Annotated in this window: 26 protein-coding genes; 15 read left to right on the top strand and 11 right to left on the bottom strand. The window is 34.5% G+C overall.

Annotated features, from left to right (window positions below):
• Window positions 1-307: 307 nt before the first annotated feature.
• Window positions 308-2,107, top strand: coding sequence for an ATP-dependent DNA ligase (locus ACP5SL_RS02605; RefSeq protein WP_014557443.1), 1,800 nt, complete (start codon window positions 308-310; stop codon window positions 2,105-2,107).
• Between the two features lie 2 nt (window positions 2,108-2,109).
• On the opposite strand, the gene ACP5SL_RS02600 is transcribed toward ACP5SL_RS02605, so the two are convergent.
• Entirely contained in the window at window positions 2,110-2,562 is a 453-nt protein-coding gene (locus ACP5SL_RS02600; protein WP_148683492.1) for a hypothetical protein, read from the bottom strand.
• Window positions 2,563-2,675: 113 nt separating this feature from the next.
• Between ACP5SL_RS02600 and ACP5SL_RS02595 the strand changes: the two genes are divergently transcribed.
• Window positions 2,676-4,481 (top strand): S16 family serine protease, encoded by a 1,806-nt coding sequence (locus tag ACP5SL_RS02595; protein WP_014557445.1) that lies wholly within the window; start codon window positions 2,676-2,678, stop codon window positions 4,479-4,481.
• Between the two features lie 33 nt (window positions 4,482-4,514).
• Here the strand turns inward: ACP5SL_RS02595 and ACP5SL_RS02590 are convergent, their stop codons facing one another.
• From ACP5SL_RS02590 to ACP5SL_RS02580, 3 genes are read right to left on the bottom strand one after another with little or no spacing between them, the layout of a single operon-like run.
• Window positions 4,515-5,102 carry a uracil-DNA glycosylase gene (locus ACP5SL_RS02590; protein WP_272985847.1) on the bottom strand — a complete coding sequence of 196 codons (588 nt, stop codon included), beginning with the start codon at window positions 5,100-5,102 and terminating at the stop codon, window positions 4,515-4,517.
• Window positions 5,099-6,232, bottom strand: coding sequence for a glycosyltransferase (locus ACP5SL_RS02585; protein WP_014557447.1), 1,134 nt, complete (start codon window positions 6,230-6,232; stop codon window positions 5,099-5,101). Before ACP5SL_RS02585 ends, ACP5SL_RS02590 begins: the two co-directional genes overlap by 4 nt.
• A 12-nt stretch (window positions 6,233-6,244) precedes the next feature.
• Complete coding sequence (locus ACP5SL_RS02580; protein ID WP_148683494.1) at window positions 6,245-7,006, bottom strand: metallophosphoesterase; 762 nt, start codon at window positions 7,004-7,006, stop codon at window positions 6,245-6,247.
• A gap of 365 nt (window positions 7,007-7,371) precedes the next feature.
• Here ACP5SL_RS02580 and ACP5SL_RS02575 point away from each other — a divergent pair, with 365 nt between their 5' ends.
• Window positions 7,372-7,809: a hypothetical protein gene (locus ACP5SL_RS02575; RefSeq protein WP_014557449.1), complete on the top strand. Its 438-nt coding sequence runs from the start codon at window positions 7,372-7,374 to the stop codon at window positions 7,807-7,809.
• Between the two features lie 3 nt (window positions 7,810-7,812).
• On the opposite strand, the gene ACP5SL_RS02570 is transcribed toward ACP5SL_RS02575, so the two are convergent.
• Window positions 7,813-8,853, bottom strand: coding sequence for a radical SAM protein (locus tag ACP5SL_RS02570; RefSeq protein WP_272985852.1), 1,041 nt, complete (start codon window positions 8,851-8,853; stop codon window positions 7,813-7,815).
• Window positions 8,834-9,391, bottom strand: coding sequence for a class I SAM-dependent methyltransferase (locus ACP5SL_RS02565; protein WP_193804127.1), 558 nt, complete (start codon window positions 9,389-9,391; stop codon window positions 8,834-8,836). The genes ACP5SL_RS02570 and ACP5SL_RS02565 overlap by 20 nt, the downstream gene beginning before the upstream one ends.
• 97 nt (window positions 9,392-9,488) lie before the next feature.
• Between ACP5SL_RS02565 and ACP5SL_RS02560 the strand changes: the two genes are divergently transcribed.
• The 5 genes from ACP5SL_RS02560 to ACP5SL_RS02540 all read left to right on the top strand — a co-directional run bounded on the left by ACP5SL_RS02560 (window position 9,489) and on the right by ACP5SL_RS02540 (window position 17,056).
• Window positions 9,489-12,155, top strand: coding sequence for an ABC transporter substrate-binding protein (locus tag ACP5SL_RS02560; protein WP_428228144.1), 2,667 nt, complete (start codon window positions 9,489-9,491; stop codon window positions 12,153-12,155).
• 171 nt (window positions 12,156-12,326) lie between these two features.
• Window positions 12,327-13,436 (top strand): ABC transporter permease, encoded by a 1,110-nt coding sequence (locus tag ACP5SL_RS02555; protein ID WP_428228143.1) that lies wholly within the window; start codon window positions 12,327-12,329, stop codon window positions 13,434-13,436.
• A 13-nt stretch (window positions 13,437-13,449) separates the two neighbouring features.
• Complete coding sequence (locus tag ACP5SL_RS02550; protein ID WP_428228142.1) at window positions 13,450-14,919, top strand: ABC transporter permease; 1,470 nt, start codon at window positions 13,450-13,452, stop codon at window positions 14,917-14,919.
• A gap of 5 nt (window positions 14,920-14,924) precedes the next feature.
• Window positions 14,925-15,887 carry an ABC transporter ATP-binding protein gene (locus ACP5SL_RS02545; RefSeq protein WP_014557455.1) on the top strand — a complete coding sequence of 321 codons (963 nt, stop codon included), beginning with the start codon at window positions 14,925-14,927 and terminating at the stop codon, window positions 15,885-15,887.
• Between the two features lie 17 nt (window positions 15,888-15,904).
• On the top strand, window positions 15,905-17,056 hold the full coding sequence (locus ACP5SL_RS02540) for an ABC transporter ATP-binding protein (protein WP_428228141.1): 1,152 nt from the start codon (window positions 15,905-15,907) through the stop codon (window positions 17,054-17,056).
• Between the two features lie 4 nt (window positions 17,057-17,060).
• Here ACP5SL_RS02540 and ACP5SL_RS02535 read toward each other — a convergent pair whose 3' ends face one another.
• Window positions 17,061-17,663, bottom strand: a complete 603-nt coding sequence (locus ACP5SL_RS02535) for a hypothetical protein (protein WP_272985860.1) — start codon at window positions 17,661-17,663, stop codon at window positions 17,061-17,063.
• 147 nt (window positions 17,664-17,810) lie between these two features.
• On the opposite strand from ACP5SL_RS02535, the gene ACP5SL_RS02530 reads away from it, so the two are divergent.
• From ACP5SL_RS02530 to ACP5SL_RS02500, 7 genes are all read left to right on the top strand, one after another.
• Entirely contained in the window at window positions 17,811-18,872 is a 1,062-nt protein-coding gene (locus ACP5SL_RS02530) for a hydroxymethylglutaryl-CoA synthase (protein ID WP_148683817.1), read from the top strand.
• A gap of 5 nt (window positions 18,873-18,877) precedes the next feature.
• Entirely contained in the window at window positions 18,878-20,038 is a 1,161-nt protein-coding gene (locus tag ACP5SL_RS02525; RefSeq protein ID WP_272985862.1) for a thiolase family protein, read from the top strand.
• Between the two features lie 11 nt (window positions 20,039-20,049).
• Window positions 20,050-20,451 (top strand): Zn-ribbon domain-containing OB-fold protein, encoded by a 402-nt coding sequence (locus ACP5SL_RS02520; protein ID WP_272985864.1) that lies wholly within the window; start codon window positions 20,050-20,052, stop codon window positions 20,449-20,451.
• A 190-nt stretch (window positions 20,452-20,641) separates the two neighbouring features.
• Entirely contained in the window at window positions 20,642-20,956 is a 315-nt protein-coding gene (locus ACP5SL_RS02515; protein ID WP_228009442.1) for a hypothetical protein, read from the top strand.
• 91 nt (window positions 20,957-21,047) lie between these two features.
• Window positions 21,048-22,121, top strand: coding sequence for an AIR synthase family protein (locus ACP5SL_RS02510; protein ID WP_014557462.1), 1,074 nt, complete (start codon window positions 21,048-21,050; stop codon window positions 22,119-22,121).
• Window positions 22,122-22,149: 28 nt separating this feature from the next.
• Window positions 22,150-23,454 carry a histidine--tRNA ligase gene (gene hisS / locus ACP5SL_RS02505; protein WP_014557463.1) on the top strand — a complete coding sequence of 435 codons (1,305 nt, stop codon included), beginning with the start codon at window positions 22,150-22,152 and terminating at the stop codon, window positions 23,452-23,454.
• Between the two features lie 8 nt (window positions 23,455-23,462).
• Window positions 23,463-23,687 carry a FeoA family protein gene (locus ACP5SL_RS02500; protein ID WP_014557464.1) on the top strand — a complete coding sequence of 75 codons (225 nt, stop codon included), beginning with the start codon at window positions 23,463-23,465 and terminating at the stop codon, window positions 23,685-23,687.
• A gap of 43 nt (window positions 23,688-23,730) precedes the next feature.
• On the opposite strand, the gene ACP5SL_RS02495 is transcribed toward ACP5SL_RS02500, so the two are convergent.
• The 4 genes from ACP5SL_RS02495 to ACP5SL_RS02480 are packed head-to-tail and all read right to left on the bottom strand — an operon-like array spanning window position 23,731 to window position 26,701.
• Entirely contained in the window at window positions 23,731-24,597 is an 867-nt protein-coding gene (locus ACP5SL_RS02495) for a 3-methyl-2-oxobutanoate dehydrogenase subunit beta (protein ID WP_193804143.1), read from the bottom strand.
• A gap of 19 nt (window positions 24,598-24,616) precedes the next feature.
• Entirely contained in the window at window positions 24,617-25,831 is a 1,215-nt protein-coding gene (locus ACP5SL_RS02490; protein ID WP_014557466.1) for a pyruvate ferredoxin oxidoreductase, read from the bottom strand.
• A complete protein-coding gene (locus tag ACP5SL_RS02485; RefSeq protein WP_428228140.1) occupies window positions 25,828-26,124 on the bottom strand; it encodes a 4Fe-4S binding protein in 297 nt (98 codons plus the stop codon). Before ACP5SL_RS02485 ends, ACP5SL_RS02490 begins: the two co-directional genes overlap by 4 nt.
• Window positions 26,117-26,701, bottom strand: a complete 585-nt coding sequence (locus tag ACP5SL_RS02480) for a 2-oxoacid:acceptor oxidoreductase family protein (RefSeq protein ID WP_428228139.1) — start codon at window positions 26,699-26,701, stop codon at window positions 26,117-26,119. The genes ACP5SL_RS02485 and ACP5SL_RS02480 overlap by 8 nt, the downstream gene beginning before the upstream one ends.
• Window positions 26,702-26,839: the final 138 nt, after the last annotated feature.

Genomic DNA, 26,839 nt, shown 5'->3' with positions numbered 1-26,839 from the left:
GATCCTAGAAAAAGCTCTCACTGTTCTGCGTAAGAAAGAAGCATTCATGAATAAATGAGGAAAACTAATGATTTCCCGAAGGGAGAATAAGTTGCCATCGAAAAACTAACATAGGGTTTGGTGTATTGTTTGAAACTACAAAACGATCAGTTTAACTCTGATTAATCATTGACAAAAGTCTCATGCTTGCCGGTTATCATCATCTTGCATAAATCACATAGAACGGATATTTTATTTTTTTCTTGATATGAAATTGTTTAATTATTAATATATAAAAAAATATAAATATATCTTGGGGTAATTTTCTATGGATTTCGAGATAATTGCAAGAACCTTTGACGCTTTAGAAAAAATTTCATCAAGGATCGCTTTAACTAACGCTCTTGTAGACTTATTCAAACAAACTTCTAAAGATGAAGTAAAGATTGTAGTTTATTTAATACAAGGAAGATTATGGCCAGATTGGAAGGGCATGCCAGAAATAGGTGTTGCTGAAAAGCTTTTAATTAAGGCAGCTAGTATAGCACTGAATGTAAAAGAAGAACAAATAAATAAAATTTACAAAGAAGTTGGTGATCTTGGAAAAGCTATTGAGCAGATTAAAGCAAGCAAAGATGCTACTGCAGGTACATTGACATCATTTTTAGGAGTTCAGAAAAAAGAAAAGCTAAGCGTGAAAAAAATATATGAATCATTTGTGAAAATAGCTACTGCGGAAGGGGAAGGCAGCAGAGATATAAAACTTAGAGTTCTTGCTGGGCTTTTGAAAGATGCGCAACCTATTGAAGCTAGATTTATTGTGAGATTTGTTGAAGGTAGATTGAGAATAAATATTGGAGATGCAACAGTTATGGATGCTTTATCGATAGCCTTTACTGGAACTGATGCAAACAGACCCATTATAGAAAGAGCTTATAACTTGAGAGCAGATCTAGGAGATATAGCAGAGATTTTAGTCAAAGATGGCATCAATGCTTTGCAGAATATTACTCCTAAAGTTGGCATACCGATTAGGCCGATGTTAGCAGAAAGACATAATGATCCAAAAGTTATGTTAGAAAAGGTTGGCGGAAAAGCATATGTTGAATATAAATATGATGGAGAAAGGGCACAAATACACAAGTCCAACGATGAAATTACAATCTTTTCTAGAAGACTTGAGAATATAACGCACCAATATCCAGACGTAGTAGAGTACTCAAGGAAATATATTAAGGCTAATGAAGCTATAGTTGAGGGAGAAATAGTTGCCATTGATCCTGATACAAGAGAGCTTAGACCATTCCAAATACTCATGACAAGGAAAAGAAAACATGACATTACAAAAATGATGAAAGAAGTACCAGTGAGTGTTTTCTTGTTTGATGCTATTTATGTTGACGGCAAAGACCTTACTAACTTTCCTCTTCCTGAAAGAAGAAAGTATCTTGAAAGCGTTATTGCTCAGAGTGATGATATGCAAATTGCTCAATACAAATATATAGATAATGCGGAAGATCTTGAAAAGATGTTTTATGAAGCTATCAGTAATGGAGCGGAAGGGGTAATGATAAAATCAATAAGCGAAAAGAGCATTTATCAGGCTGGAAACAGAGGATGGTTGTGGATAAAGTATAAAAGAGATTACAGAAGCGAAATGAGCGATTCAGTCGACTTAGTTGTCGTAGGTGCATTCTATGGCAAAGGAAAAAGGGCTGGTAAGCTCAGTACAATCCTTGTTGCAGGCTACGATCCAGATGCAGATGTTTTTAGGACTGTCTGTAAGGTTGGAACTGGGTTTACAGACGAAGAACTAGATAAAATGACAGAAGAGTTCAAGGGCTACATCATTGATCATAAAGATCCTAGAGTTATAAGCGAGATAACTCCTGATGTATGGCTGATACCGAAAAAAGTCGTCGAAGTCATAGGAGCAGAATTAACTTTGAGTCCATTGCATACTTGTGCAAAGGGAGAAATAAGTAAAGAGGCTGGCTTAAGTATAAGATTCCCTAGATTTATTAATTGGAGACCAGATAAAGGTCCTGAAGATGCTACAACTTGCAAGGAATTGGTTGAAATGTACAGAATGCAACTCAAGCAAGTCGAAGAGGAGCAAAATCCATAAAGTTATTCCGATATTTTATTTATATTTTTATAATAATCTGTAATAAAAAGCTTTAAAGCTTCAGAAATTCCCTTTATCGATAAAGGGGTCAATTTTTTTATTTCAATAGAGATTTCCTTAACAAGGTTCCTATCTTCAATAACAGAAGTTTTCGCATCTTCTGCTATAAGTTCAATATCTTTTTTCAGTTCCTTAAGCATATCTTCGTTTTTTTCTACATCGAATAGCGGTCTTAATTTTATATAAGAAGACGACATAGAAATGATAGCTATAGATTTTTTATTAACTTTTATCTCAACGCTTTCTTCCTTTTCTTCTTGATAATTTTGTTTTTGAGAAGAGATTCCTGATTCAAGAATCGCGAGCAAAAATTCGTAATATTCCTGCTCTTTTTTCAACTGTCCAATTTTTTCTTCTAGAAATTTTTTTAGTTCGCTTTTTTTGTCATTACTCATTATATTCATTCCTTTAAATTTTTAATTATTCAAATCTAAAATATTGAAAATAACTTGTTTAGAATATTAAATAATAACGGATATAAAATTTTAACTATATTGGAGGAATAAAATTGAGGCATTATAGAAATAAGTCAGAAAAGTTTTTCGCTTTATTCTTTACGTCATTGTTCATTCTGTTTTTAGTCGTTTATCCAATAATAACTAATGCATCTGAGATAGCAGGAAAGAGCATTGAAATATTTGTTCCGGCAGTGACTGAAAAAGGCGGAGTCATTTTAAAATTAAAGATATCTCTTATTCCAAATGGTTCTGGCAACATTTACATTAAAGGAGCACTTTTTGCTGGGAACGATACTCTCAATTCTGCTGCAGTAGCATTCTACGTTGGGCTTTTGATGGCGAATAAAAATCCAATGAATTATAATGGAATTATTGAGTTCACAAGTCCCTTAACACAAATTGAGGGGCCAAGTGCAAGCCTAGCTATAGCAGAAGCTTTTTATATGCTCGCTAAAGATATGAACCCAACTTCTCTTTCTTCCAGTGTTATAACTGGTGCAATAAATATCGACGGTCTGTCTGTCATCATAGGTGGAGTAGAGGATAAGCTTAATGCCTCAATAAATAGTGGTGCCTCTTATTTTTACCTTCCATATTCAAACTACAACTTACTTGCTGAAACCAATAGCATCCAAAATATCGGAAATATAAACATAATTGGAGTTGGTGGCATAGCTTCTCTTTCTAACTCTTTAAGAGGCATTAATGCTTTACCTTCAATATATATGAACGCTGTTATGCCAACTGATATTTCAAACTATATGGGAGAAGTGGCTTTATATTTTATGAATAAAACGAAAGAAATTTCTTATAATTTTTCAATAAGCAATTTTACCGATATAACTAATCTCGTAAGTCAAGGCGAAAATTATACAGCATCGAGCTTGTCCTTTACCCTTTACATAGATTCACTGTATTATTACTTGCAGCAATCTTTGAATAATAAAACATTAGTAGAGGAGTACATCAAAAAAGTAAATGAAACTATCAATGAATTAAAAGAGAAAACTTTAGAAGATGAAAATAAATTAACCAATAACGATAAAATACCGATCAGTTTATTTGAAATCTTCTCAACCGAAGAAGAAAGGATATGGGAGGCGCAAGGCTATTTAAATATGGCATCACAATCCCAACAGCAAAATGATACCGCCTATTATTTAGCATATGCTATTGGCAGACTGGAAACAGCGAAAACTTGGTACGATATGAGTAAATTGAATATAAGTGAAGGACAATTATTGAATTTAGAAGCTTTTCAAAATTCTATGAAACAGTATATCGATTTTTTGAGTATAATCTTGAACTATATTAATAGCATTATTTCTCAATCTTCAGATGCATCCGTCCAGAACTATTATAAAGAGCTATTAGATATATATAACAAAATTTGCTCTAATTCAACAGATATATTTCTAAAGTATTCTTTAGCTTCAGTACTTACATACGATGCAACGTCTCTATTATCGTCCATGAATTATATAGATGAATACACAATGCAAGAATATTATAATGAAGATCTTTATAATTTTGAAATCTTTTACTCAAATCTTCTTTCAAATGGCATTTCACTATTTATTCCATTAGCTTATTATCAATATTCTAGTAGCAATTTGCTTACTTATGATAATAGGCTATACCTTTTGGAAAACTCGATATCTTGTATTTTGCCCTTTTTATTCTACTCTTTTAATGCAAATTTATTATATTCAACAAGTCCTTCTTCGCAAGTAAAATTGGTAATACCTAGCCAAAACATAATTTTTGAGACGCTATTATTTTGGGGAGTAGGTAGTGCTATTGCAGCATTTTTCTCCCTCCTTATTTATCATACGAAAAAGAAGATTAATATGTAAGCAAAAGCATTCCTTGCTTCAAATGTTAAGAAATCAGCTTTTTAGGTACATATCTAAATCTTCCTTGAAAACTTCATACAATCGGGGATTTCTCAAAATCATTGCAGGATGATAAGTAGCATAAGTCTGGAAAGTTCTATCATAGGCTTTGAAATTTCCTAATTTCCCTCTGATTTCCGAGATCTTTTTTTCTTTAGGAATTTTCTTATAAGGAAAAGATTCATCGTACAAATATTTTACAGCTGTACTACCTAAAAGGACAATTTTTAAAGGATTTATATACATCAATTGAAATATCAAATAGGGTAAACATGAAAGAACTTCATTTGTTTTTGGCTTTCTGTTTTTTGGCGGCCTGCATTTCACAACGTTTGTAATGTACACATTAATTCTATCAACCTTAATCTCATCTAGGGCTCTGTTTAATACTTTGCCTGCCCTTCCAACAAAAGGCCTACCATAAATGTCCTCATTTTTACCCGGCGCCTCTCCTATTAATACAAACTTAGAATTTAAGTTACCTTCTCCAACCACTGGTTTAGTTCTGCTGAGATAAAGCTCGCATTTTTTACAGTTTTCAATTTGTTTTATAAATTCATCATAGGAAATAAAGCTCATCATACTGGAACCCTCCTTTTACTGAATTGGCTATTTAGTCCAGAATCTTCAATCTTCCAAACATAATGTTCACTCAACAGATAATTTGCTACGAAACCAAAAATTATGCCGACCAAATTTGATATTAAAGGTTCCACTTTCAAAATAGTGCTTAAAAACAGTAATATGACATAGTTAATAGAAATTCCTATTGCAGAAGAAATATGATATCTAAAAAATTTTTTAAAAGTGATGCTTTTTTCAGAGCTTTTAAATGTATAAATAGAATTCAATATGAAATTGTTAATTATGCTTAGTTCTATAGAAAAAGCGCCAGAAATATATAATGGTAGATGGAAAATATAGTGAAATATCCACAAAGCTGCTTCATTAACAGCAGTTCCGGACAATCCCACTAGCATAAACTTAAGAATTCTATATTCATTTAAAGACAGAAGATGGAGAATATAATTGATATACTCTTTTAAACCAAGCTTACTTTTTCCCGCATATCTTTTCTCAAAAACGTATTCTATCTCTCCAATATCATTTTGCTTTACATGGCTTTTTACTATAATTTCTAGAAGTATCTTATATCCCTTAGGATTCAGCTTATCTTTCGTTTCTAAGTACACTTCCCTTTTAAGCGCAAAAAAGCCCGACATAGGATCGCTGACATTTTTTAGTTTTGGCAGTAATAGCTTTGCAAGCCCTCCAGCTATTTTTGAAATTAATCTTCTATATGTAGGCATGTTTTTGTAACCATTTTTCCCCATTCTTGTAGCTATTACAATTTTATAATTTTCAATAGCTATTTTCCTATACAGATCTGGAATTTTCTCAGGAGGATGTTGGAGATCGGCATCCATTACGACAAGAACCTTACCTTTAGCTTCATTCATTCCTCTTAGCACCGCTGTTGATAGCCCCCTTTCATTATTCCTTACAATAACTCTTACGTTTTTTTCAATATCAAGTCTTTTTGCTTCTTGGACAGCTACTTTCGAAGTATTGTCCGGGCTGTTATCATCTACTATGATGACTTCATAATCATAATTAGCTAGAGAGGCTGCTATCCTCTCAAAAAGTGCACCTATGTTTTCCGCTTCATTAAAAGTAGGAATTATAATTGAAATTTCTTTTAATTCTTCCAAAACTTCTCACTTTTAAATATGTATCCCAAAAGATTCTTCAATAGCTTTTAGCGTTGGGAACTCAATAAGGTCTTTATTGTATGTATCAATTATGATTGGGACTATCTCATCGATTATTCCATATTCTCTAATGATCGGTGAAAGATAGTTTTCTCTAATAAGTGAGATTGGGTTTCCTGATTGATAGTAACCTGCAGCGGGAATCACTATTACGTTGCTACCATTTTTTAAGGGAACCTTCAAGAAGCAAGGCATTTTTACAACACTTCCTATTTCGTCTTTTATAGTAAAAGAAGGATGTTCATGCCCTATTATAATATTTTTATAACTAAAGATCTCTTCTGTCAATTTGTGTCCATGTAGCAAAATAGTCATATTTGAAAGCTTATAGCTTTCAACAATGGGTACATTCATTTTTTCAGCAATTATTGAAACATAATTATCATGATTACCCCTTACTAAAATGACTTCATCGTAGAGATCTTTTGACTTCCCAAAAAATCTTATTATTTCTTCTCTCTCTTGAATTGTCAGTCTATTGAAGCTGTTTTTTATGTCTCCATTAATAATGAGTTTTTTAGCTTTAGTTAATTCCTTTAACCTTATTATCAAATCAATTGCTTTTTTCAATTGCATCTTAGGGAGAAAGACTCCACTCTCAGCCGCTTCATCCTCGAATCCTAAATGCAGATCTGCAATTATAATGCTCTGAGAAGCCTCATGGAATATCGCTGGCTCTCCAGCTATTATAGAAAACTCGCCTAAATTGAGCATTTTTGTTCCTCTTAATAATTTATTTGTGGCAAAAAATATAAAATTTAAGAACTCTTGCAACAACTTAAAAATTTTTCGATAAAATTATGAATAAAAGTTTTTCAAGCTCATTTACAGCAAATTTCGTAGCTCGATAGTAATGATAATTTTGTTCACATTAATGTTATATATGCGGATAAAAATTATTTCACAAATATACACAGAGAACTAATTAAGTTTTATAAATAGATCTAGCTTAGAAAGACCGTATTTAACTTTATAATTTGCTATTTTATTAAATCATATAGACGATGATGATGTGGGCAGCCCTTGACCGAATGGAGTGATGCCCCTATCTCACACTGAGTTATTTAAGTAGTGATTATATGACAAGCAAGTTAACATGGGGAAGTATAGTAATTGCAGATTTGGATAACTTTGAAGAAGTAGTTAGAGAAAAAGGTTTAAATGAATACGTTAAAAATTCTATAACAAACGCATTAACAGAGGGTGTAATTTTTTTAGCAATAAAATTCAGAGGAATAATTATTTACGGAGTAAATAAAGAAAGAGGGACAGAAGAAGCAGTTTTAGAGTTTCCTATGATGAGATGCTCAGATTTAGAATCAGATCTGTATTCTATAAAAGAAGAAATAAACAAAAACGGTGCAAATATTACAGTCGTATGCTTAGAAGGCTACGTTTTAGGAAAAAATGCAAATAGTAGAAAGGAAGCATATTATGGAACTCCATGGAGATCATTTGCTAGAAAGATTTTAGAGGAAGCAAAAAGGAAAGGCGGTAATAGGATAATAATTATTTGATTTCTAAACTGGAATTGCGATTAAAATCCCGTCTTTATCATGGATAATTTTGGCATAGACGATATCCCCTATGCTTAAGCTTTCTCTTCTGCTTATCAAAGTAAAAACTCTATCTTTTTTTGGTGGTATAGCAAGATATTCGTTTTTAAGTAAGCCCTTTTCTACTAAAGATAACTTCACAATCTCCCCTTTCTTATATCCGTTCGGTATCCTTTCAGATTTTTCTAGTCCGTAGTCTTTAGGGTCTAATAGGAGCTTTATCTTATATCTATCTTCAAGCTTTCTCATCCATTTTTCAAATTCCTTCCATGATAATGCCATTATTCCTGGGACTTTTCTTCCGTATTTATGAGAAACATACTTTTGAATTCCTAATGGGGGAAACTTTTCACCTAATCCAATTTTTATCGCAAACTCTATTATTTCTTCAATATCCTCATCGTTAACTGTTGGAATCCAAACTGGTGCTAAATGAATAGCAATTCCAAGTTCTTCATGAGCATATTTAATGAGCTCTTTAACTTTTTTTACCGAATAAAAATTATTTCCAGAAAGCAATTTTCCTTTTTCCTCGTTTAAAGTATCTATACTTACATTTAGCCTGTCAATTCCAGCATCTTTTAGTTTTTCCAATGTTTTAATGTTTGCTGGAAATAACCTAGTTTCTACTGTTATCGATTTTACATTTTTCATTTCCCTTACAGCTTTGACAAACTCTGGAAGATCTTTATGAGTAATAGGATCGCCCATCCCGTCAAAAATTAAATGAAAACTACTTTTAAAATTGCCTGCATACTTAATCCATTCGTAAAGCCATTCAGGATCCCTTAGGATAAACTCTCTTTCCCTATTTGATTTTGGACCCGCTGAAACGCTACAGAAAATGCATGATAAACTGCATAACGTTGTAATTCTTACCTGTAAGTTATTGTAGCCTCTATCAATTATTCCAAACGAAATATGACCTATAAGAGGGAAAGGTTTCCTTATTTCTAAAACTTTTCCAACTTTTGTAAGTCCAAGCTTAGATTCTAGGATAACCATAAAACCTTCTTATCCTCCAAGCAGATGGATTAGAAATTCCTATAAAATATAAAAATATACTCCTGATAATACCTTTTTCATCTTCTATTCTTTTCATAAGAATTGGAATCCAGCCTTCTATCGAAAAATCTAACGTTACGATCTTTGTTCCTTCTTTGAGCTCTTTATCGAGCTTTAGCGAAATCTCTCTCAAAAAAGATGGAAACATGTATATGTAAATAAAGTCAAATTCGCTGTAGTCGATCTTTCTCGCATCTTCGCATATGACTGAAAATTTATCGTTTACACTATTATAAATAGCGTTGCTCAATGCCAAAGCGCATAAATCTTCCCTTTTTTCTACGCACGTAGAACTGCAACCGAAATACTTTGAAGCAATTATTGCAACTCTCCCATCTCCACAACCAATATCGCATATTTTAGAATCTTTATTTAGTTTTGCAATCTCAAAAGAAAAAATTATGGGTTTAATGGAGGAGGGTATCCAGGGAGCGTCAACCTTTTCTTCTTTAGGCCATATTGGAATATCTTCCCTCATAGACGACCCTTTTAGAGATGGTTAACTTTATATATAATTCCCTTAGTATTAAATTATAGTGCATACAAATAAATTAATTAGTAAAAAGGTGGAATGTATGGAAAAATTAAAGATTTTTTCTCTCCTTTTAATAATAACATTAGCTTTTGGTATAGCAGCGCCAGGAATCTTGTCTAGCGCACAGACAGCAAACTCGATAACGTTGATTGAATTTAGCTCTTCCGGAGGACTTTTCATGAGTCCATGGAATCCAGTGCTAGGATTTACAGACGTATACAGCTACGATCTTTGGATACACGTTAGAGAGTGGGGAGTGTATCCAAGTCCATCCACAGGAATGCCAGTTCAAACAACAGCAACTTATCAATACATAGGAAATTATACGGTTAATCAAACCACAGGAGTAATAACTCCTTATCTTACCATACCGAGCAATGCTCTAGTATTTGATCCAATTGCTCTTCAATGGGTTCCAATAAATCAAGCTGCTCAAAATTCGACATACGCTTCATTCGTAAATTCTCAGCTTCAAAGCTCAGGAGGAACCCCACCTGGGTTTTATCAGTCGCTAGCATCTTATATTCAGAACAATGGAAAAGCACCTGTTGAAATAATATTCAACTTCGAGCAAGTTCCATGGCATGATGGCATAAACTTTAGTGTTGCAGATGTGCTTGCGTGGCTAGCCTTCATGTGGAGATGGAGTACTGATACAAGCTATATAACAAATCAAACAGATCAGTATTACGACGAGACATTCTCTTCGGAGTATGGACCTACAATAGGAATGTTTGAAGGTGTCCAAATAATTAATGATACGTCCTTAGCGATTTACACAACTTATGTTGATGTTGATCCTTCATTAATTGCTTATACTGTAGATCCATATCCAGGAGTTCCTTATGATTTACTTGCGGCAATGGAGCTTGCAGTAATGAATAGTACTAACTTATGGTGGGAGAGTACAACAACTTCAAAGGGAACAGTCAGCGGAATTGATATGCTCATAAATGCGCAACAAATCAAAGCTGCTGCCTTAGCCCTAACTCCATCTAACGTTTATTACTTTAATGGGTTGTCAAAATATGGATATAATTATGGAAGCGATCTCTCTCAGAGAGTAAATGCTTTGGTGAACTGGATTAACACTCATGGAGTCGCAGCAGTCAGCAACGGACCATTCTATGTAGACTCTTACAATGCTCAATCAAACACTATGGTTCTGAAGAGCAGAACATTCTTAGGACTACCAAAGATTCACTATATATGGAACAATTTAACGGTTCCAAGCCTTGATGAAATATTTGTAGAGTCAGTTACAACGGAAGATGCGGGCATACAAGCTGTAAAGAGCGGTACAGCTGACATATTCTTCTATAGTGAGCCAACAAACAAGATAGGTACAGTTCCCTCAACTGTAACATTAATCCCAACAACAACGAACTATAATGACCTTGGAGTTAACCCAGTTAACAATGTTTACGATCCTTCGCAGCCAGGAACTATTCCACTAAAGGATAGAACTCTCAATGGCACAATTGTTCCAGGATTAGTACTCTACAACCCAAGCTCGACATTAGGAATAGACCTGTCTAAATACGGACATCCTGACTGGGTACCAATCAACTTGATAAACTCTACCGTAATGGAAAGCAATTACTTCCAGTTCAACCCAATGGCTCTTCAGGGAGTGAGATTTGCATTAAACGTTTTGATCAATAGAAACTCTTTGGTACAAAACGTTTACCAGGGTAGCGCGGTGCCATGCTACAGTGCGATAATTCCAGGATCCCCAGCATATAAAGCATTGAATGTCAGTACATATGAGCAGCAACTTGGTCTTTATGGGAATGGAGATCCTACAACTGCGGTAGCAATTTATAACCAGTCAATACAGCAGGCCAACCAGAGCTTGAATAGCTATGGAATGTCACTTAAATATATCACAGATTCAAGCGGAACATGGCTATATCTGATATTACCCGATGGAACACAGAAGAAAGTTACAATATACTTTGAGGTCAGAGGTGACGATCCGTTTAGAAAAGCTATAGGAGATCAGATAACTCAATGGATTGAACAGTATTTCCACATATATGTACAGGAAGATTACATAACTAGACAAGTAGCAAATACAGCTGTTTATGGAACTGATATGGCGTCATTCTCTATGGGGAACCATCCATGGACGATGTATACTGAAGGTTGGGTAGCCAACTACGATGAGCCTATATACTTCGCGAGATATGATGTAGCTCAGATGTATGCTCCGTTTACATACGGATTCCAGCCTACCCCATCGAATAGCCAGCAGTGGTATCCATGGAACCAGACAATCTTTCAGCTAGGTCAGAGTTTGGCATTTGGTATATACACTCCACAACAGGCAAATCAATTACTTAATGACATAGTAAAGCTTGATGTAATGGGAATGCAACAGTCCTGGAGAATATTCTTAACGCAGGGATTGCAGTACTATATGGTTAATGGAGCCAGAGTAGTTATTCCATACTATGGCGTTCAGACAGGATTAGGGAGCATCTGGGCTCTTAATACTGCATATGTGGTCAGCGGAACTACAACATCTCCGTCTACAACTACTACAACAACTCCAACTACTACAACAACTCCAACTACTACAACAACTCCAACTACTACAACAGCACCTTCAGGTACGTCATCTGCATTGCTCTGGGGAATAGTGATTGTAATTATCATAATAATCGTTATATTGGCATACTACCTCACAAGAAGGAAGAAATAAAGTATAATAATTGAATAAAAATAATAATTTTTTTTAAAAAAATTTCATTATTTATTTCATTTTTTAATAAAAATTTGTTCTATGGCATTCTCATTTTTCTTTAATAAACTTTAAATATAACAATATTTTTCATATTTTTAGTTAAGTAAAATTATGTATGGTTGGATTATAATGGCGAGCCTGAGCAGAACTATAACTTTACAAATAATTAGCAATATAGCCGCATTAATCATAATAGTCGCAATCATATCTGCGTTATTGGTTTTTTATAGTCAGACAACTTTACAGGGTATAGTTGTTGAAATGGTGCAGGATTTTGCAAGGCAACTTGCAAAGAATCCAACTATTCCTCCAGATCAAAGACAACAACTTGTTAATATGTATCAGCAATCATTAATGGTACGTTTTGGACTTGTCGGAAATCCGTTAACGAAAGTTTATCATATGATGATAAATATTTTTACGTTGAATTTGGGCAATTCAAGGCAATCATATATGGCAGGCACTACATCAATTTCGGGTCAAGTTATTTTTGCTTTGAAGAATACAGTAATTCTGTTTCTCACAGCAACGTTAATTTCAACCTTATTAGGTTTGGGTCTTGGTATGTACGCTGCTAGAAGACCGCACGGAATAATAGACAGCTTAGTTTCGTTTTTCGCAATACTATCATCGAGTTTGCCGATGTGGTGGGTAGGAATGCTTATGTTGCTGGCTTTCGCTTTTAACTTGCACTGGTTCCCTACACAGAGCCTTCCAGTATATTTTGCTATTCAACAATTGCATGCTCAATATGCTTCTGGAGCAATAGGATTTTTTACTTATGTATTTGACTACATACAAACGTGGCTTTATTATATGACATTGCCGCTTATTACCGTAGTTTTAGTAAGCATCGGAGGATGGGCATATATAGTTAGAAATGTTGTTATAGGAAAAATGGCTGAAGACTTTGTTATGACTGCTAGAGCAAAAGGAGTGCCAGAAAGAAGAGTTTTATTCGGGCACGTCCTCAGAGCAGCAAGTCCTCCAATTGTTACTACAGCTGTTCTGAATATCATAGTAAGCCTAGGAGGAGCTATAATTACTGAAACAGTATTCGGATGGCCTGGAATGGGTCTTTTGTTCTGGATAGCTATAGAAAACAGTGAGCCAATGTTGATTGCAGGGAACGTGTATATTACAGTATTATTGTTTATAATTGCAGTAATTATCCTCAACATACTTTACGTGTTCCTTGATCCGAGAGTGAAGACATCTGGTGGACAACAAATTTTCTAAGGGGGGAATAATTTTGAGTAAGAGATTTTCTACAAAAGGCTTAAAGAGGTTTTTCGGTGAATTAAAAAGATCAAAAGTCGGGATTGCAGGATTTACTTTATTTTTAATTTTTTTATTATTAGCTTTATTATTTCCATATATCGGAAATATGAACGATATAAAAAACTGGGATAATTTGCAATATTGGCAAGACAACCCTAAAGCCGTCCCACCCTGCTGGGCAACAAGTAATCAGTTTTCCACAGTAAGAGTCGTTGGTGAAGAAAAATCTGATAACTTAATCGTGAGAACTGGCGAATTTGAGAACTTTACCTATAAAGAATATTCGTTTATGTATGAATTGAAGAACGTTCCTCCTAACGAAATAATATTTTCATTCAATATAAATTATAACAGTCCAGTATATGTCATGCTGGTGTTGACAAGACCTGACAATAAAACACTGTATTTAACTGGAAATCCAATCAGTGGACAATATACATCAATTACAAATTTATTCGGTGTTAGTCCTAACAGCTATACAGGTTCAATAAGACTTCCTGTTTCCACCTATATAAACAACATGGTAACTGATAACACATACATACTTCCATGGTTGCAAGAGAATAACATAACTCTTCCTATTCAAGATGTATATAGACTACCGAGCCTGGCTTTTAATGCTATTCATGAAGTCCTATCTCCAAACATGCTTGAAACAACAAGTCCTACATACTTGACAGGAACTTATAACTGGACAATAATGTTCTATAGCACAGGCAACTTTACAGTAAATGTCAAAGAAATAACAGCATTAGGTGGGTGCTATGGAATATTTGGAACTGACAATGTGGGCAGAGATTTATTTATGGGTTTAATATACGGAATTAGGTGGGCACTGATAATCGGTTTTAGCGTCAGCGTGATTTCGGTTCTCTTCGGAGGGCTTTATGGAGTAATAGGTGGGTACTTAGGCGGAAAAACTGATGAAATATTGTTAAGAGTAGCTCAGATATTCTACTCTATACCAATTCTACCAATATTGATATTGTTAGCAATAATATTTAGACCTTCAATATGGAACGTAATTAGTATGCTAATTATATTTGGCTGGCCATCAACCGCTATAGTTACAAGAAGTATGGCTTTACAAATTAAAGAGGAAACTTATGTTGAAGCAGCTAAAGCGCTAGGTGCTAGTTCCTCTAGGATCTTGCTAAGATACATCTTTCCACAAGTGCTTCCATATCTATTCGCTAGCATGGCTTTAAGCGTTCCCGGCGCTATACTTACGGAAGCAAGCTTGAGCTTTTTAGGATTAGGCGATCCTAGCATTGTAACTTGGGGGAGAATATTAAATGAGGCGGAAATTGCTGGGGCGACAATAAACGGATATTGGTGGTGGGTAATTCCTCCAGGATTAATGATAACATTGATAGGATTGACATTTATATTGATTGGGCAGGCATTGGATACCATACTTAATCCAAAGCTAAAGAGGTGATCATAATGTCAGTTGTATTAGAAGTTAATGATTTAGAAACTCACTATTATACGTCAAGAGGTACTGTAAAAGCTGTTCACGATGTGAGCTTTAAATTAAATAAAGAGGAAGTGCTTGGAATTGCTGGAGAAAGCGGATGCGGAAAATCTACACTTGGGTGGAGCATAATGGGAATGCCTCCGCCACCAGGGAGAGTTGTAAAAGGTAGCGTGAAAGTCGATGGTATCGATGTTTTAAAACTATCAGATGCCGAAAGAAGAAGAACAGTGTTATGGAAGAAGATTAGCATGGTATTTCAAGGTGCTATAAACGCTTTCAACCCGGTATATACAATAGGAGATCAATTAGCTGAACCACTAATTATTCATGAAAACTATACTAAAAAAGAGGCAATAGAAAAAGTAAAAGAATACTTAAAGATGGTAGGGTTGAATCCAGATGTAGTAAAAAGGTATCCTCATGAATTAAGCGGGGGAATGAAGCAGAGAGCTGTAATTGCGATGGCACTCATATTAGAGCCAACTGTTTTTATTGCCGATGAACCTACAACTGCTTTAGATGTAGTAGTTCAAGCCCAGATATTAAACTTAATGAAGGAGCTGAAGAAGGAGAAAAAACTGAGCTTCATATTAATTACTCATGATATGAGCGTTATTGCAGAACTTGCTGATAAAGTAGCAATAATGTATGCAGGCGAAATCGTCGAGCTTGGAACATCTGAGCAGATCTTTCTAAATCCAATGCATCCTTATACGCAAGCATTGCTGAGGAGTATACCGAGGCTGAAAGGTGATATTAAGAAGCTTGAATATATACCTGGAGAGCCGCCAAATCTAATCTTTCCACTCAAGGGATGTCCGTTCAATCCTAGGTGCACTAAAGCGGTGGATATTTGTACAAAAGAAAGGCCTCACTTTGTTGAAGTAGAAAAGGATCATTATGTGAAGTGTTGGCTTTATGAAAAATGAGTAATGGTGAGAAATAAATGACCGAAATTAAAGAGCTTGAAAAGTTCTTTGAAGATCATCCTGAAAATTTGTTGATAGTCAACAACTTGATGGTATGGTTCCCGATCAAAAGGGGTATAGGGGAGATTTTCAGAAGAAAGCCCCAAAGATACGTGAAAGCAGTAGACAATGTTTCATTTAACATTAAAAAGGAAGAGACATTTTGTCTAGTAGGAGAATCTGGTTGCGGAAAGACAACGACTGGTAAATCATTATTAAGATTGGTTCCAATTACAAGCGGTGTCGGGTTATTCCGACCTAGTGATATAACTATTGAGAGGCTGAAGAAAGAAGGAATAAAAGTCAACAACGGATATGTCAATATCTATGGCTTACCTCCAAAAAAGGTAAAACCAATTAGAAAAGATATACAAATGATTTACCAAGATCCGTTTGGTAGCTTAAATCCGAGATATAAGATAATGGACATTCTTACAGAACCGTTAAAAATACATAATATTGGCTTGAGTGAAGAGGAAGAAAGAGAGTTAGTATATAAAACTTTAGAAAAGGTTAAATTAAAGCCACCTGAAGATTTTGCTGATAGGCATCCTCATCAGCTTAGCGGAGGACAAAGGCAGAGAATTGCTATTGCTAAAGCAATGATAATGAGCCCAAGATTAATAGTTGCAGATGAACCTGTATCTATGTTGGATGTTAGTATCAGGGCCGAAGTACTTGAATTATTGATGAACTTTAAGAACGAGAATAAATTAAGTTATCTTTTTATAACTCATGACCTTGCAGTTGCCCGATACATATGTGATAGAATAGCAGTAATGTATTTGGGAAAAATTGTCGAAATGGGAAAAGCTAGAAACATTATAGAACAGCCGATGCATCCTTATACAAGGGCATTGGTTGCAGCTATACCTGAGCCTGATCCCTCTAATAGATTAAAAGTCAGAAAGCTATTTATAAAAGGAGAGGTACAAAGTGCAGCTAATATTCCCAGTGGATGCCGCTTCCATCCTAGATGCATGGCTTACGATGAAAATAAACCAATATTAGGAGACATATGTGAAAAAGAGGATCCAGGGTACTATATAACTGAAGATGGAAGGCTAGTTAGTTGCTGGTTATATAAAAATCTTAAGAAAGCAGAGAAATTTGAAGATTTCTACATGTAAATTCTTATAAGTTATCTTTTTGAATAGAAATTTTTTCCTTTTTTATTAGTAGGTTAAGCATTTTCTCAATATTTTTGAGTCTTTCATCAAGAATACGAACAGCATTTAAGTTTTTATCTACTTCAGCTTTTACAAAAAATCCATCTTTTCTTATAATAGAGAAATCTTTACCAAAAATCTCATCGTAAATTCCTAGGAGAAAATAATCTTTAGAGATTTTCCCTCCTTTAGGCATATTGTATTTGTTAAATATTCCACCTAAAAATATTCTGTTTAGTTCTGTAGTTAAAAATTTCTTCACATATCCACCTTCTTTTTTCGCATCGTTATATCTGTCTTCACTTGCCTTATTATACCAATTTTTTACATGCGTTTCAATGTCTTTATAATTTATGCACATAGATAAAGTATGTTCAAAACCAGAATTAAACCAAGTTACGTTTATCTTTGATACATCTAATGGACTAATTTTTGAGGCAAGAATAATCCTTTCCTTTTCATCTAATTGGCACAAATAATGATTTTCCATAACATAACTGCTTATACGTTCATTATCTTTTTTTACCTCAAAGAAAATCATAGGAATAATAACGTTTGCATGACTCAATATTTTCACCACTTAATATTATTAGTTAAAACATAGACTTATCTAATTTTTATTTTTGATATAGTCTTTTGTCTAATTTTATTTTAGCAATAGTAAAAAATTTTAATAATAAAAGTTAAAGTTAATTTGGTGAAAATTTTGATAAGGATCTTTCCAGAAAGTAAGGCAGGAATTATTGGATGGGGAGCTTATATTCCAATATATAGAATTAAAGTTGAAGAAATAGCTGGTATGTGGGGCAATGATTTGGAATCGATTAAAGGTCTAAATGTCGAGGAAAAAAGCGTCGCTGGTATAGATGAAGATGCAATTACTATGGGATATGAAGCAGCAAAAAATGCCATCAAGAGGGCATTAATTAATCCAAAACAAATTGAGGCTGTGTTCTTTGGAAGCGAGTCAAAGCCATATGCTGTTAAGCCTAGTGCAACGGTTATTGCAGATGCATTAGGGATAACTCCCACTACTATGGCAAGCGACTTAGAATTTGCGTGCAGGGCTGGCAGCGAGGGAATTCGGGCTTCTATTGGACTAGTCTCTTCACAAATGGTTAATTATGCGCTTGTTATTGGAAGTGATACTGCCCAAGCTAATCCTGGCGATGTACTTGAATATACTGCTAGTAGTGGAGCTGCGGCATTCGTTATAGGTCCAAGTAATGAGGCAGTAGCAGTTTTTGAGGCATCATATACTTATGTAACTGATACAACTGATTTTTGGAGAAGAAGTTTAAGTCCTTACCCTCTGCATGGGGAGGCATTTACGGGGGATCCCGCATATTTTGATCATATTGTAGGTGCTGTAAAAGGCTTGCTAAATAAAACAGGTTTAAAGGTAGAGGATTTCGACTATGCGATTTTTCACCAGCCAAATGGAAAATTTCCATTAAGAGTAGCTGAGAAGCTCGGTTTCCCAAAGGAAAAGGTGTTTCCCAGTATTGTGGTTAACAAGATAGGAAATACGTACAACGGATCTGCTTTACTGGGTCTTAGTAAGATCCTTGATAGTGTAGATCCTGGAAAAAGAATTTTGGTTGCTCCATTCGGAAGCGGTGCGGGAAGTGATGCCTATAGTATTGTAACTACAGATAAGATTAAAAACAAAAGAGACCTAGCTAAAAAAGTCTCAGATTATATTGAAAAAAAGACTTACATAAATTACTCAACATATTCTAGATACAGGAACTTGATAAAAAAGATTGGTGTGTGATTTATATGAGTGCATTTATAACAGGATTTGGTCTGACTAAAATTTCAAGAGACTTTTACAGTACGATTGAAGATATGGTATATAATGCTGTGAAAAAAATGCTTGATCAATTTGGGAATTTATCTTTCGTTGATACAGTTATAGTTGCAAACGCGTTTGGATATTCTATGCAAAGACAAAACATGTTTTCATCTTTAATATCTGAAGAGCTTGGAATAAAAGGTGCAAGAACCTTCAATGTAGAAGCAGGACAAATAAGTGGTCACTCTGGTTTAATCTTAGCTGACAGTTTAATAAAATCCGGTTATTCAAAACATGTCCTTTTGATTGGGTTTGAAAAAATGTCCGATTATAATTCAGAAGTTTATAATTCACTGATTTCTCAACTTACGAACATAGAATATGAAGGAATCTACGGCTCTACTTTAGCATCTAATTTCGGTATAATTGCTAGATATTATCAAGAGAAGTATGGATTGAAGGAGGAAGAATTTGCTAGTTGGCCGATTCTTATGCATGAAAACGCATCTGAAACGTATCATGCTCAGTTGAGGTTTAAAATCTCTACTAAGCAGGTGCTTGAATCAGAAGCGGTTTCTCTTCCAATCAGGATGTTACATTCGCCACCAATTAGCGACGGTGCTGCTGCATTGCTTATTAGTGGAGAGGATCGGGAGTTAGTGGGTAAAGAAAAAAGGGTAGTAGAAATAAGAAAAGGATGCATTAGTTCGGGAACATTTGAGCTTTCTTTAAGAGAAAGTTTGTTGTTTTTTGATTCGTTAGAATATGCAAGACAATGCTATGGGATAAACGCTTTTGCGGAAGATATAGCTAAAACCGAATATATAAGCATGTCTGATGATTATACAATAACTGCTGCTGTTATTGCAGAAACTATAGGTTTATCTAAAAAAGGTCAATTTTTTGCCGATATTTACAGTGGGAAGTTTCGGATCGGAGATAAGCAAATGATAAATATAACTGGAGGTACAAAGGCAAGAGGGTACCCGATTGGTGCATTGGGGGTTTATGAAGCTGCAGAAATTTCCGCTATGATGTCGGGAGAAAAAATAAGAAGTAATCAAATTGATTTAAATGATGCTATTATGATTGGAATAGGAGGAGCGGGCAGCTCTTCTGCTATTTTGCATTTGACAAAAGCCTAAAGGTGAGAAACATGGAAAAACTTTCAATTTCTAAATTTTGGAGGAAAAAATCACAATATTATAATTTAGTAGGAAAAAGATGCAAAAAATGCGGATATGTTTTTTATCCGCCAAAACATGTTTGCCCCAAATGTAACTCAAGTGATTTAGAGGACTACTTCCCCCCTGAAACGGGAACATTGATATCATTTACCAAGCTATATGAAACACCAAATACCTATAAATCTCAGAAGCCAATTTATTTGGGAATAGTCAAATTTGGAGAAATTAACGTTCTTACTCAAATAGTTGATGTGCAAAATGAGGATGAACTAAAGCCAGGAATAACTGTAGAAAGAGTCTTTAGGAAAATCAACGAAGATGGAAATTATGGACTGATATACTATGGGATTAAAGTTAGGCCAGTCGTATAAAAACGATATAGAAATCTTTATGCACAATACAATAGATTTTTTCTATATATAATATAATAAATGTTTATAAGTTCTTTTTATTTAAAAATATTCAAATTAAAAAATTTCAAAAGTGTAAAACTTAGATATATTTTCAATTTGTTTAAGAAAAACATGTAAAACAATGTTCAAAAAGAGGGTGTATATAAATATGAGCAAACCGAAAAAATTAATCTTAGTTTCAGCGGAACATCATCCTTATCATAAAAAATGGCTTCAGCTATCTCAAGAAGTAGCACAAACATTAGGATTAGACTTTGAATTAAAACTCGAAGATTACGTTTTCGCTATCGAACACGGAGTGACAGATGAGCTGGGAATGGCAGGCTTACCTCAGCTTTTTGTAGAGATGGAAGATGGCAGGATAGTGGTAGTCCTTTCGGAAGTACCATTAGATTCAAACTATCAGCCAGATTTTGAGAAGTCAAAAGCTGAAGTTATAGAAAAGATTAAAAATATTGAATAATAATCTCAAAATAATTTTTAAAGCTAATAATTCTTTTATTTATTTAATGATAACATAGTTAAATAAGCATTGAAAATATTTTATACTCAAGGTGAACGGGTTGAGTTTATTTAAATTAGGAAAGCTACCAAACGATATATTTGATAGAATTATCTATCCAAATATAGGTCTACTTAGAGATAATGTTATGGTAAGGCCCAAGCATGGAGTTGATGTTGGAGTTTTCGACATTGGCGAATATTCAATCATCGTAAAGACAGATCCGGTTTTTGTTGTACCAGAATACGGATGGGAAAAAAGCGCATGGTTTGCAGTTCATATACTTGCCAGCGATGTTTCAACAAGCGGGAATCCCGCACAATATATGGCAATAGACCTTAATTTGCCTAAAAAAATTACAAAAGAGCAATTTTCGGTATTATGGAGCAAAATTAGTGATGAATGTAAAAAGCTTGGCATTTCAATTGTAGCCGGTCATACTGGAATATATGACGGTACAGATTATCCTATGATAGGTGGCGCAACAGTACTTTCAGTAGCAAAAAAAGGTAATTATGTCACCACAGAAATGGCTGAAGAAGGAGATTTGATCCTAATGACAAAGGGACCTGCTATAGAAGCAGTAGGGATACTTTCTACTATGTATCCGGAAATTGTTGAAAAAGAAGGAGGAAATGAGCTGAGAAGAAAAGGAGAGAGTTTTTTCTATAAAATGAGCGTTGTAGAAGACGCACTAAGTTTGTCATCATTAGGTTTAAGAACTGCTATAACTAGCATGCATGACGCTACCGAATATGGAGTATGGGGTGCACTACACGATATATCAAGAGCTAGCAATTCTTTAGTAGAAATTCAGGAAGAATCTCTTTTTATTGATGATGATGTTGAAAAAATATTGAGAATTTTCGAAGAAAAAACCAAAATCCCAATAGACCCATATGCTTCAATAAGCGAAGGCACATTGATTGCTACCGTTAAGAAAGAATATGCTGATCAAGCTATTGATGTTCTTTCTAGAAAAGGAATTAAAGCAGGTATAATTGGAAGAATTAGAGAGAAAGGAAAAAGAGGAGTATATATAAAAGGTAAAAATACTATTAAAGAATTAAAATTTCCAGAGGAGGATCCCTTTTGGAAAGTATTTTTTGCTTTAAATAAAAAATAAAATCATCACGCAAAAGAAAGGGTTTAAAATGAGTTCAAAACCTGAAGTTCCTAGAGGGTTCAGAGACTTTCCGCCAGAGGTTATGGAACTAAGATTAAAAGTTATAAATACAGTAAGAAATATTTTTGAAATTAATGATTTTCCGCCAATGGATACTCCTTCAATTGAATATTGGGAAACCTTGGCTGGAAAGTATGGTCCAGAAGCTGAAAACAAGCTAATTTGGAGATTTAAGGATCCTTTTAGTGAAAAAGAGTATGCTTTAAGATACGACTTAACTGTACCATTAGCTAGGTATGTAGCATCACATCCTGAGCTTCAGCTACCTTTTAAAAGGCACCAAATTAGCTATGTATGGAGACATGAAGAACCACAGAGAGGAAGATATAGAGAATTCCTTCAGGCAGATATCGATACAGTAGGTTCAAAATTTGTAGAATCTGATGCCGAAATAATAAATACAATGAGTTTAGTTCTAGAAGAGCTTGGCTTAGACGACTTTATAGTTAAGATTAACCATAGAAAAATCCTTTATATAATATTCGAAAAAAGACTTGGAAGTAACGTGACGTCAGTTTTGAGAGCTATTGATAAACTAGATAAAATAGGAATTGATGGAGTTATATTAGAATTGCAGAAAATTGGGTTGGACGAATCCAGTATAAATTGGATTATAAATCTCATAAGCAACAGAGATTCGATAGATAACTTAGAAAACATAAAAAAGAATCTCGTCGAATTCGATTTTTCGCTCGAAGATCCATTAAATGAGCTAATAGAATTTAGAGAGTTTTTGGCTCATAGAAAACACATAGTGTTCGATTTAAGTCTTGTAAGAGGGTTGGATTATTACACTGGCATTATATTTGAAATTTCTCTGGAAAAGGGAAGCCCTGGTTCGATAGCAGGAGGAGGCAGATATGACAATCTTATTAAGATGTTTAAAGGAAGCGATCTTCCAGCTACAGGGGGTAGTCTGGGCATAGAAAGAATTTTTGATGTACTTGAAGAAAGAAATATAACGAGTAAATTTAAGAAGAAAAATAAGGTTTTTATTATCACTTTAAATGAAGATAGCTATAAATACGCATGGAACTTTTCATATGAGCTAAGAACAAGAGGTATTAAAACTGAAATTGACTTAATGAGAAGGAATGTTGATAAACAGAAGAAGAAAGGTGCTTCTGAAAATATTCTATTCCATGTATATATAGGCAAGAAAGAAAAAGAAGGAAGATACATAACCATTGTAGAAAGAGATACAGGTAAAAGGCTAGAGCTTCCTTATGATAAGGCAATTGATTACATATTGATTCAATTAAAAGAGAGGTAAATGTAAAGATGAAGAGGTTAATAGATGTAAGAGAAGGAGAAAAAGTAAAAATTGTTAGAATTGATGCTGGCGAAGAAGCTGTAAAAAAACTTTTGAGATTGGGAATTATTCCAGGAACCGAGGTTGAAGTTATAAAAAACAATTATGGTCCTTTGCTTGTAAAAATAAGAGATTTAAATATTGCAATCGGTAGGGGGATTTCTCAAAAAATATTGGTTGAAGAAACGCAATGATGTTATTCTTCAAAATTTTAATTAAAAAATTTGTTTATGGATTTTATAATAATTTTTTAATCCATTCAATGTTATTATCTCTCATCCTTTGGATTTCTAAAATCCCTTCTCCGCTTATATTGCTAAATCTTCTTTGGATTTTGATATAATCTTCAATAGGTTTAATTTTTCCTTCTTTTATTACAGGCATGCTAGGACCTGAAACTCTCAACTTGTTATCAAAGTACTCATAGAGTATCCACATGCCAGTCTCTACAGCCAGTCTTGCTACTTCTACGGTTTTCGATGCATCAAATCTCCATCCTACAGGACAAGGAGAATGTAACTGAATAAATCTAAATCCTCTAATTTCTTGAGCTTTTTTAAGTTTTTGATAAAGATCTTGCGGATATGCAATGCTTGCAGTAGCGACATATGGAACATTATGAGCAATCATTATTCTTGCTACATCTTTTTTAGGTTCGCTCTTTCCATATACGGGAGTTGTAGTTGTCCAAGCCTTTATTGGTGTAGAACTGCTTCTTTGTATTCCTGTATTCATATATGCTTCATTATCATACATTATGTATATTATGTCTTCGTTTCTTTCTGCAGCCCCACTTAGTGATGCCATACCAATGTCTGCAGTACCACCATCTCCAGCCCAAACTATAACTTGTGTATCCTCTAAGCCTCTTTGTTTTAGGGCTTCTCTCAAACCGCTGGCTACGCTTGCTGAACTGGCAAATGGTGTATGAACAATATTCATTTTTAAACTGCTATATGGATATGTTCCAACGACAACTGATGTGCAACATGCAGGGATAACCAAGACAGCATTACCGTTAAATGCTGCAGCAACAGTCTTTAGTCCGATGGGTATTGGACATCCAGGGCAAGCTGCATCTCCTGGAAGAACATGCTCTCTCATTTGATACGGTATTGGTGGTTTATTCGAAGCTGAAATTGTTCATCACCCCTTTATGATACCATACAACTTTATTCGATTCATCACCTGATTCATATTGCTTCAAAAATGACCTGAAAATTTCGTAAAAGTCTTTTAATGTCATATCGACTCCTCCTATTCCGGCAATAACATTATGTACAACATTAATTTTGCTAGAAGCTAAATGCAAACTACTTATGACATCTTGATATATTGAGCCAGTACTTCCATAACTGATGCTTCTATCGAATACAATAGTCATTTTTGAATTAAATAGATACTTTTTATAGTCCTCTGTTGGCATCGGTCTGAAGTACCTTACCCTTAACAATCCAACAGGATAACCTTCACTTCTCAAGACATTAACTGCTTCAATAGCATCTCCGCTCCAAGCACCCATAGTTACCATCATATATTTTGCATCCTCACATTTATAACAGGCGGTAAGTCCGCCATAGCTTCTCCCAAAAATCTTTCCATATTCTGAATCAATTTCTTTAGCTTTCTTATATACGTTCATCATCGATTTCTGCATATCCATAAACATTTCTTCAGTACCTTCAGGAAGAGTCATGTTTCCAATAGCTATTGGGTTTTTAGGATCAATAGTGTACGGCTGAGCTCTTTCTCCCACAAAATCTTCAGCTTCTCTCTCGTCTGGCAATATTACAGGCATATAAGTTCCTCCTAGTACAAATCCTTCTAATCCAACTATAACAGGAAGATATATATCTGGATCTTCGCTAAGCTTAAATGCCTGCAAAGTCAAGTCTAAAACTTCCTGATTATCCATTCCAAATGTCATTATCCATCCTGTATCTCTTTGATCCATGTAGTCGGAATGATCAGGCCAAATATTCCAAGGAAGTCCAATTGTTCTTGTTACTATTGCCATTACTACAGGTATTCTGCTTCTTGATACCCAGTGCAACCATTCGTGCATATAAAGCAATCCATGGCTTGAAGTTGCAGTAAAAGCTCTTGCACCTCCTAATGCTGCTCCAAACGTTGCTGCAAGAGCACTGTGCTCAGACTCAACTTTTATTATTCTCGCTTTTAATTCCCCTCTTTCTACAAATTCAGATAGTTTTTCAATTATTGCTGTTTGAGGTGTAATGGGATAGGCCGATATGACAGAAGCTTTTGATAATTTAACTCCATAAGCAACTGAATGATTTCCACTTAAAACTTTTTTATTGATATTTTTAGAACTCATTTTAACACCTCTGAAGATGGTTCTGGAACCATAGTAATTGCTTTTACTGGGCAGACATTCATGCAGATTCCGCATCCCTTGCAATATTCGTAATTTATTGTCGCTCCTGTGTCTTTTTCGACCCTAATAGCGTTTACAGGGCAATAAGTTTCGCAAAGCATGCATCTTGTGCATTTTTTGATATCAACTATTGGTCTTTCAGTCCTCCACTCGCCTGTTTTCCCTGCTGCACCCTCTTTTGGATAGGATATAGGCAATTTGCTCTTTGAAGGAATAATTTTTAAATTACTCATTTTTTATTTCACCCATTTCCTTTAAGCTTTCATAAGCGACTTTTACCGCTTTTTTATTCTTTTCCGCAATCTGACCTTCGAAGTTTTCATCTATTGCATTTAATAGAGAATCTAGTTTTATTATTCTGAGGATTTTTATGAAAGCTCCCAATATGCTTGTATTTACTAGAGGCCACCCTGCCATTACTAAGCCCTCATTTTTTGCTATAGCATTGGCATCAACAGTATAAACTTTAACATTTTCTATAAAGTTCAAGTATTTTTTTAGGTCATTTAGATTGATTAATGAAGCATTAATTAACAGATTTCCATTTTTCCTAATTTTAATATCTTTTAGCTTTGGCAAAACAGCTCTATCTAAAACTACTAGACTATCCACTTCAAAAAACATTCCATGTTTGTATATTACACTATCGCTTATCCTGCTGAAAGCCATTACTGGAGCTCCTCTTCTTTCCGCTCCGTAAAATGCAAAGGCTTGAGAATAGAAGTTTTCATATGATGCTGCAGCCGCTAAAAGTTCAGAAGATGTAACTGCTCCTTGCCCTCCTCTTCCATAAAATATAATTTCTTGCAACAATATTCTCAACCTTTTTTACTTCGAATGATTATTATCATTAATCACTTAAAAATTTTTTGTTAAAACTACTAATTTTTAAAAATTAAATACTAAACGTTGTTTTTATATTAAAAATATCTCTAATTAAGGCGTAAA

It is taken from the genome of Fervidicoccus sp. (assembly GCF_049967375.1).
GTDB classification, from domain to species: Archaea; Thermoproteota; Thermoprotei_A; order Sulfolobales; family Fervidicoccaceae; genus Fervidicoccus; species Fervidicoccus fontis.
The sequence above is the reverse complement of the archived record's forward strand: the minus strand, read 5'-3'. Positions and strand labels throughout refer to the sequence as shown.

What these genes read in the sequence shown, in the direction of transcription:
- ACP5SL_RS02605 (WP_014557443.1), top strand. Translation starts at nt 308, where the DNA reads ATGGATTTCGAGATAATTGCAAGAACCTTTGACGCTTTAGAAAAAATT.
- ACP5SL_RS02600 (WP_148683492.1), bottom strand. Translation starts at nt 2,562, where the DNA reads ATGAGTAATGACAAAAAAAGCGAACTAAAAAAATTTCTAGAAGAAAAA.
- ACP5SL_RS02590 (WP_272985847.1), bottom strand. Translation starts at nt 5,102, where the DNA reads ATGATGAGCTTTATTTCCTATGATGAATTTATAAAACAAATTGAAAAC.
- ACP5SL_RS02580 (WP_148683494.1), bottom strand. Translation starts at nt 7,006, where the DNA reads ATGCTCAATTTAGGCGAGTTTTCTATAATAGCTGGAGAGCCAGCGATA.
- ACP5SL_RS02575 (WP_014557449.1), top strand. Translation starts at nt 7,372, where the DNA reads ATGACAAGCAAGTTAACATGGGGAAGTATAGTAATTGCAGATTTGGAT.
- ACP5SL_RS02570 (WP_272985852.1), bottom strand. Translation starts at nt 8,853, where the DNA reads ATGGTTATCCTAGAATCTAAGCTTGGACTTACAAAAGTTGGAAAAGTT.
- ACP5SL_RS02565 (WP_193804127.1), bottom strand. Translation starts at nt 9,391, where the DNA reads ATGAGGGAAGATATTCCAATATGGCCTAAAGAAGAAAAGGTTGACGCT.
- ACP5SL_RS02560 (WP_428228144.1), top strand. Translation starts at nt 9,489, where the DNA reads ATGGAAAAATTAAAGATTTTTTCTCTCCTTTTAATAATAACATTAGCT.
- ACP5SL_RS02555 (WP_428228143.1), top strand. Translation starts at nt 12,327, where the DNA reads ATGGCGAGCCTGAGCAGAACTATAACTTTACAAATAATTAGCAATATA.
- ACP5SL_RS02545 (WP_014557455.1), top strand. Translation starts at nt 14,925, where the DNA reads ATGTCAGTTGTATTAGAAGTTAATGATTTAGAAACTCACTATTATACG.
- ACP5SL_RS02540 (WP_428228141.1), top strand. Translation starts at nt 15,905, where the DNA reads ATGACCGAAATTAAAGAGCTTGAAAAGTTCTTTGAAGATCATCCTGAA.
- ACP5SL_RS02525 (WP_272985862.1), top strand. Translation starts at nt 18,878, where the DNA reads ATGAGTGCATTTATAACAGGATTTGGTCTGACTAAAATTTCAAGAGAC.
- ACP5SL_RS02520 (WP_272985864.1), top strand. Translation starts at nt 20,050, where the DNA reads ATGGAAAAACTTTCAATTTCTAAATTTTGGAGGAAAAAATCACAATAT.
- ACP5SL_RS02515 (WP_228009442.1), top strand. Translation starts at nt 20,642, where the DNA reads ATGAGCAAACCGAAAAAATTAATCTTAGTTTCAGCGGAACATCATCCT.
- hisS (WP_014557463.1), top strand. Translation starts at nt 22,150, where the DNA reads ATGAGTTCAAAACCTGAAGTTCCTAGAGGGTTCAGAGACTTTCCGCCA.
- ACP5SL_RS02500 (WP_014557464.1), top strand. Translation starts at nt 23,463, where the DNA reads ATGAAGAGGTTAATAGATGTAAGAGAAGGAGAAAAAGTAAAAATTGTT.
- ACP5SL_RS02495 (WP_193804143.1), bottom strand. Translation starts at nt 24,597, where the DNA reads ATGAGAGAGCATGTTCTTCCAGGAGATGCAGCTTGCCCTGGATGTCCA.
- ACP5SL_RS02490 (WP_014557466.1), bottom strand. Translation starts at nt 25,831, where the DNA reads ATGAGTTCTAAAAATATCAATAAAAAAGTTTTAAGTGGAAATCATTCA.
- ACP5SL_RS02485 (WP_428228140.1), bottom strand. Translation starts at nt 26,124, where the DNA reads ATGAGTAATTTAAAAATTATTCCTTCAAAGAGCAAATTGCCTATATCC.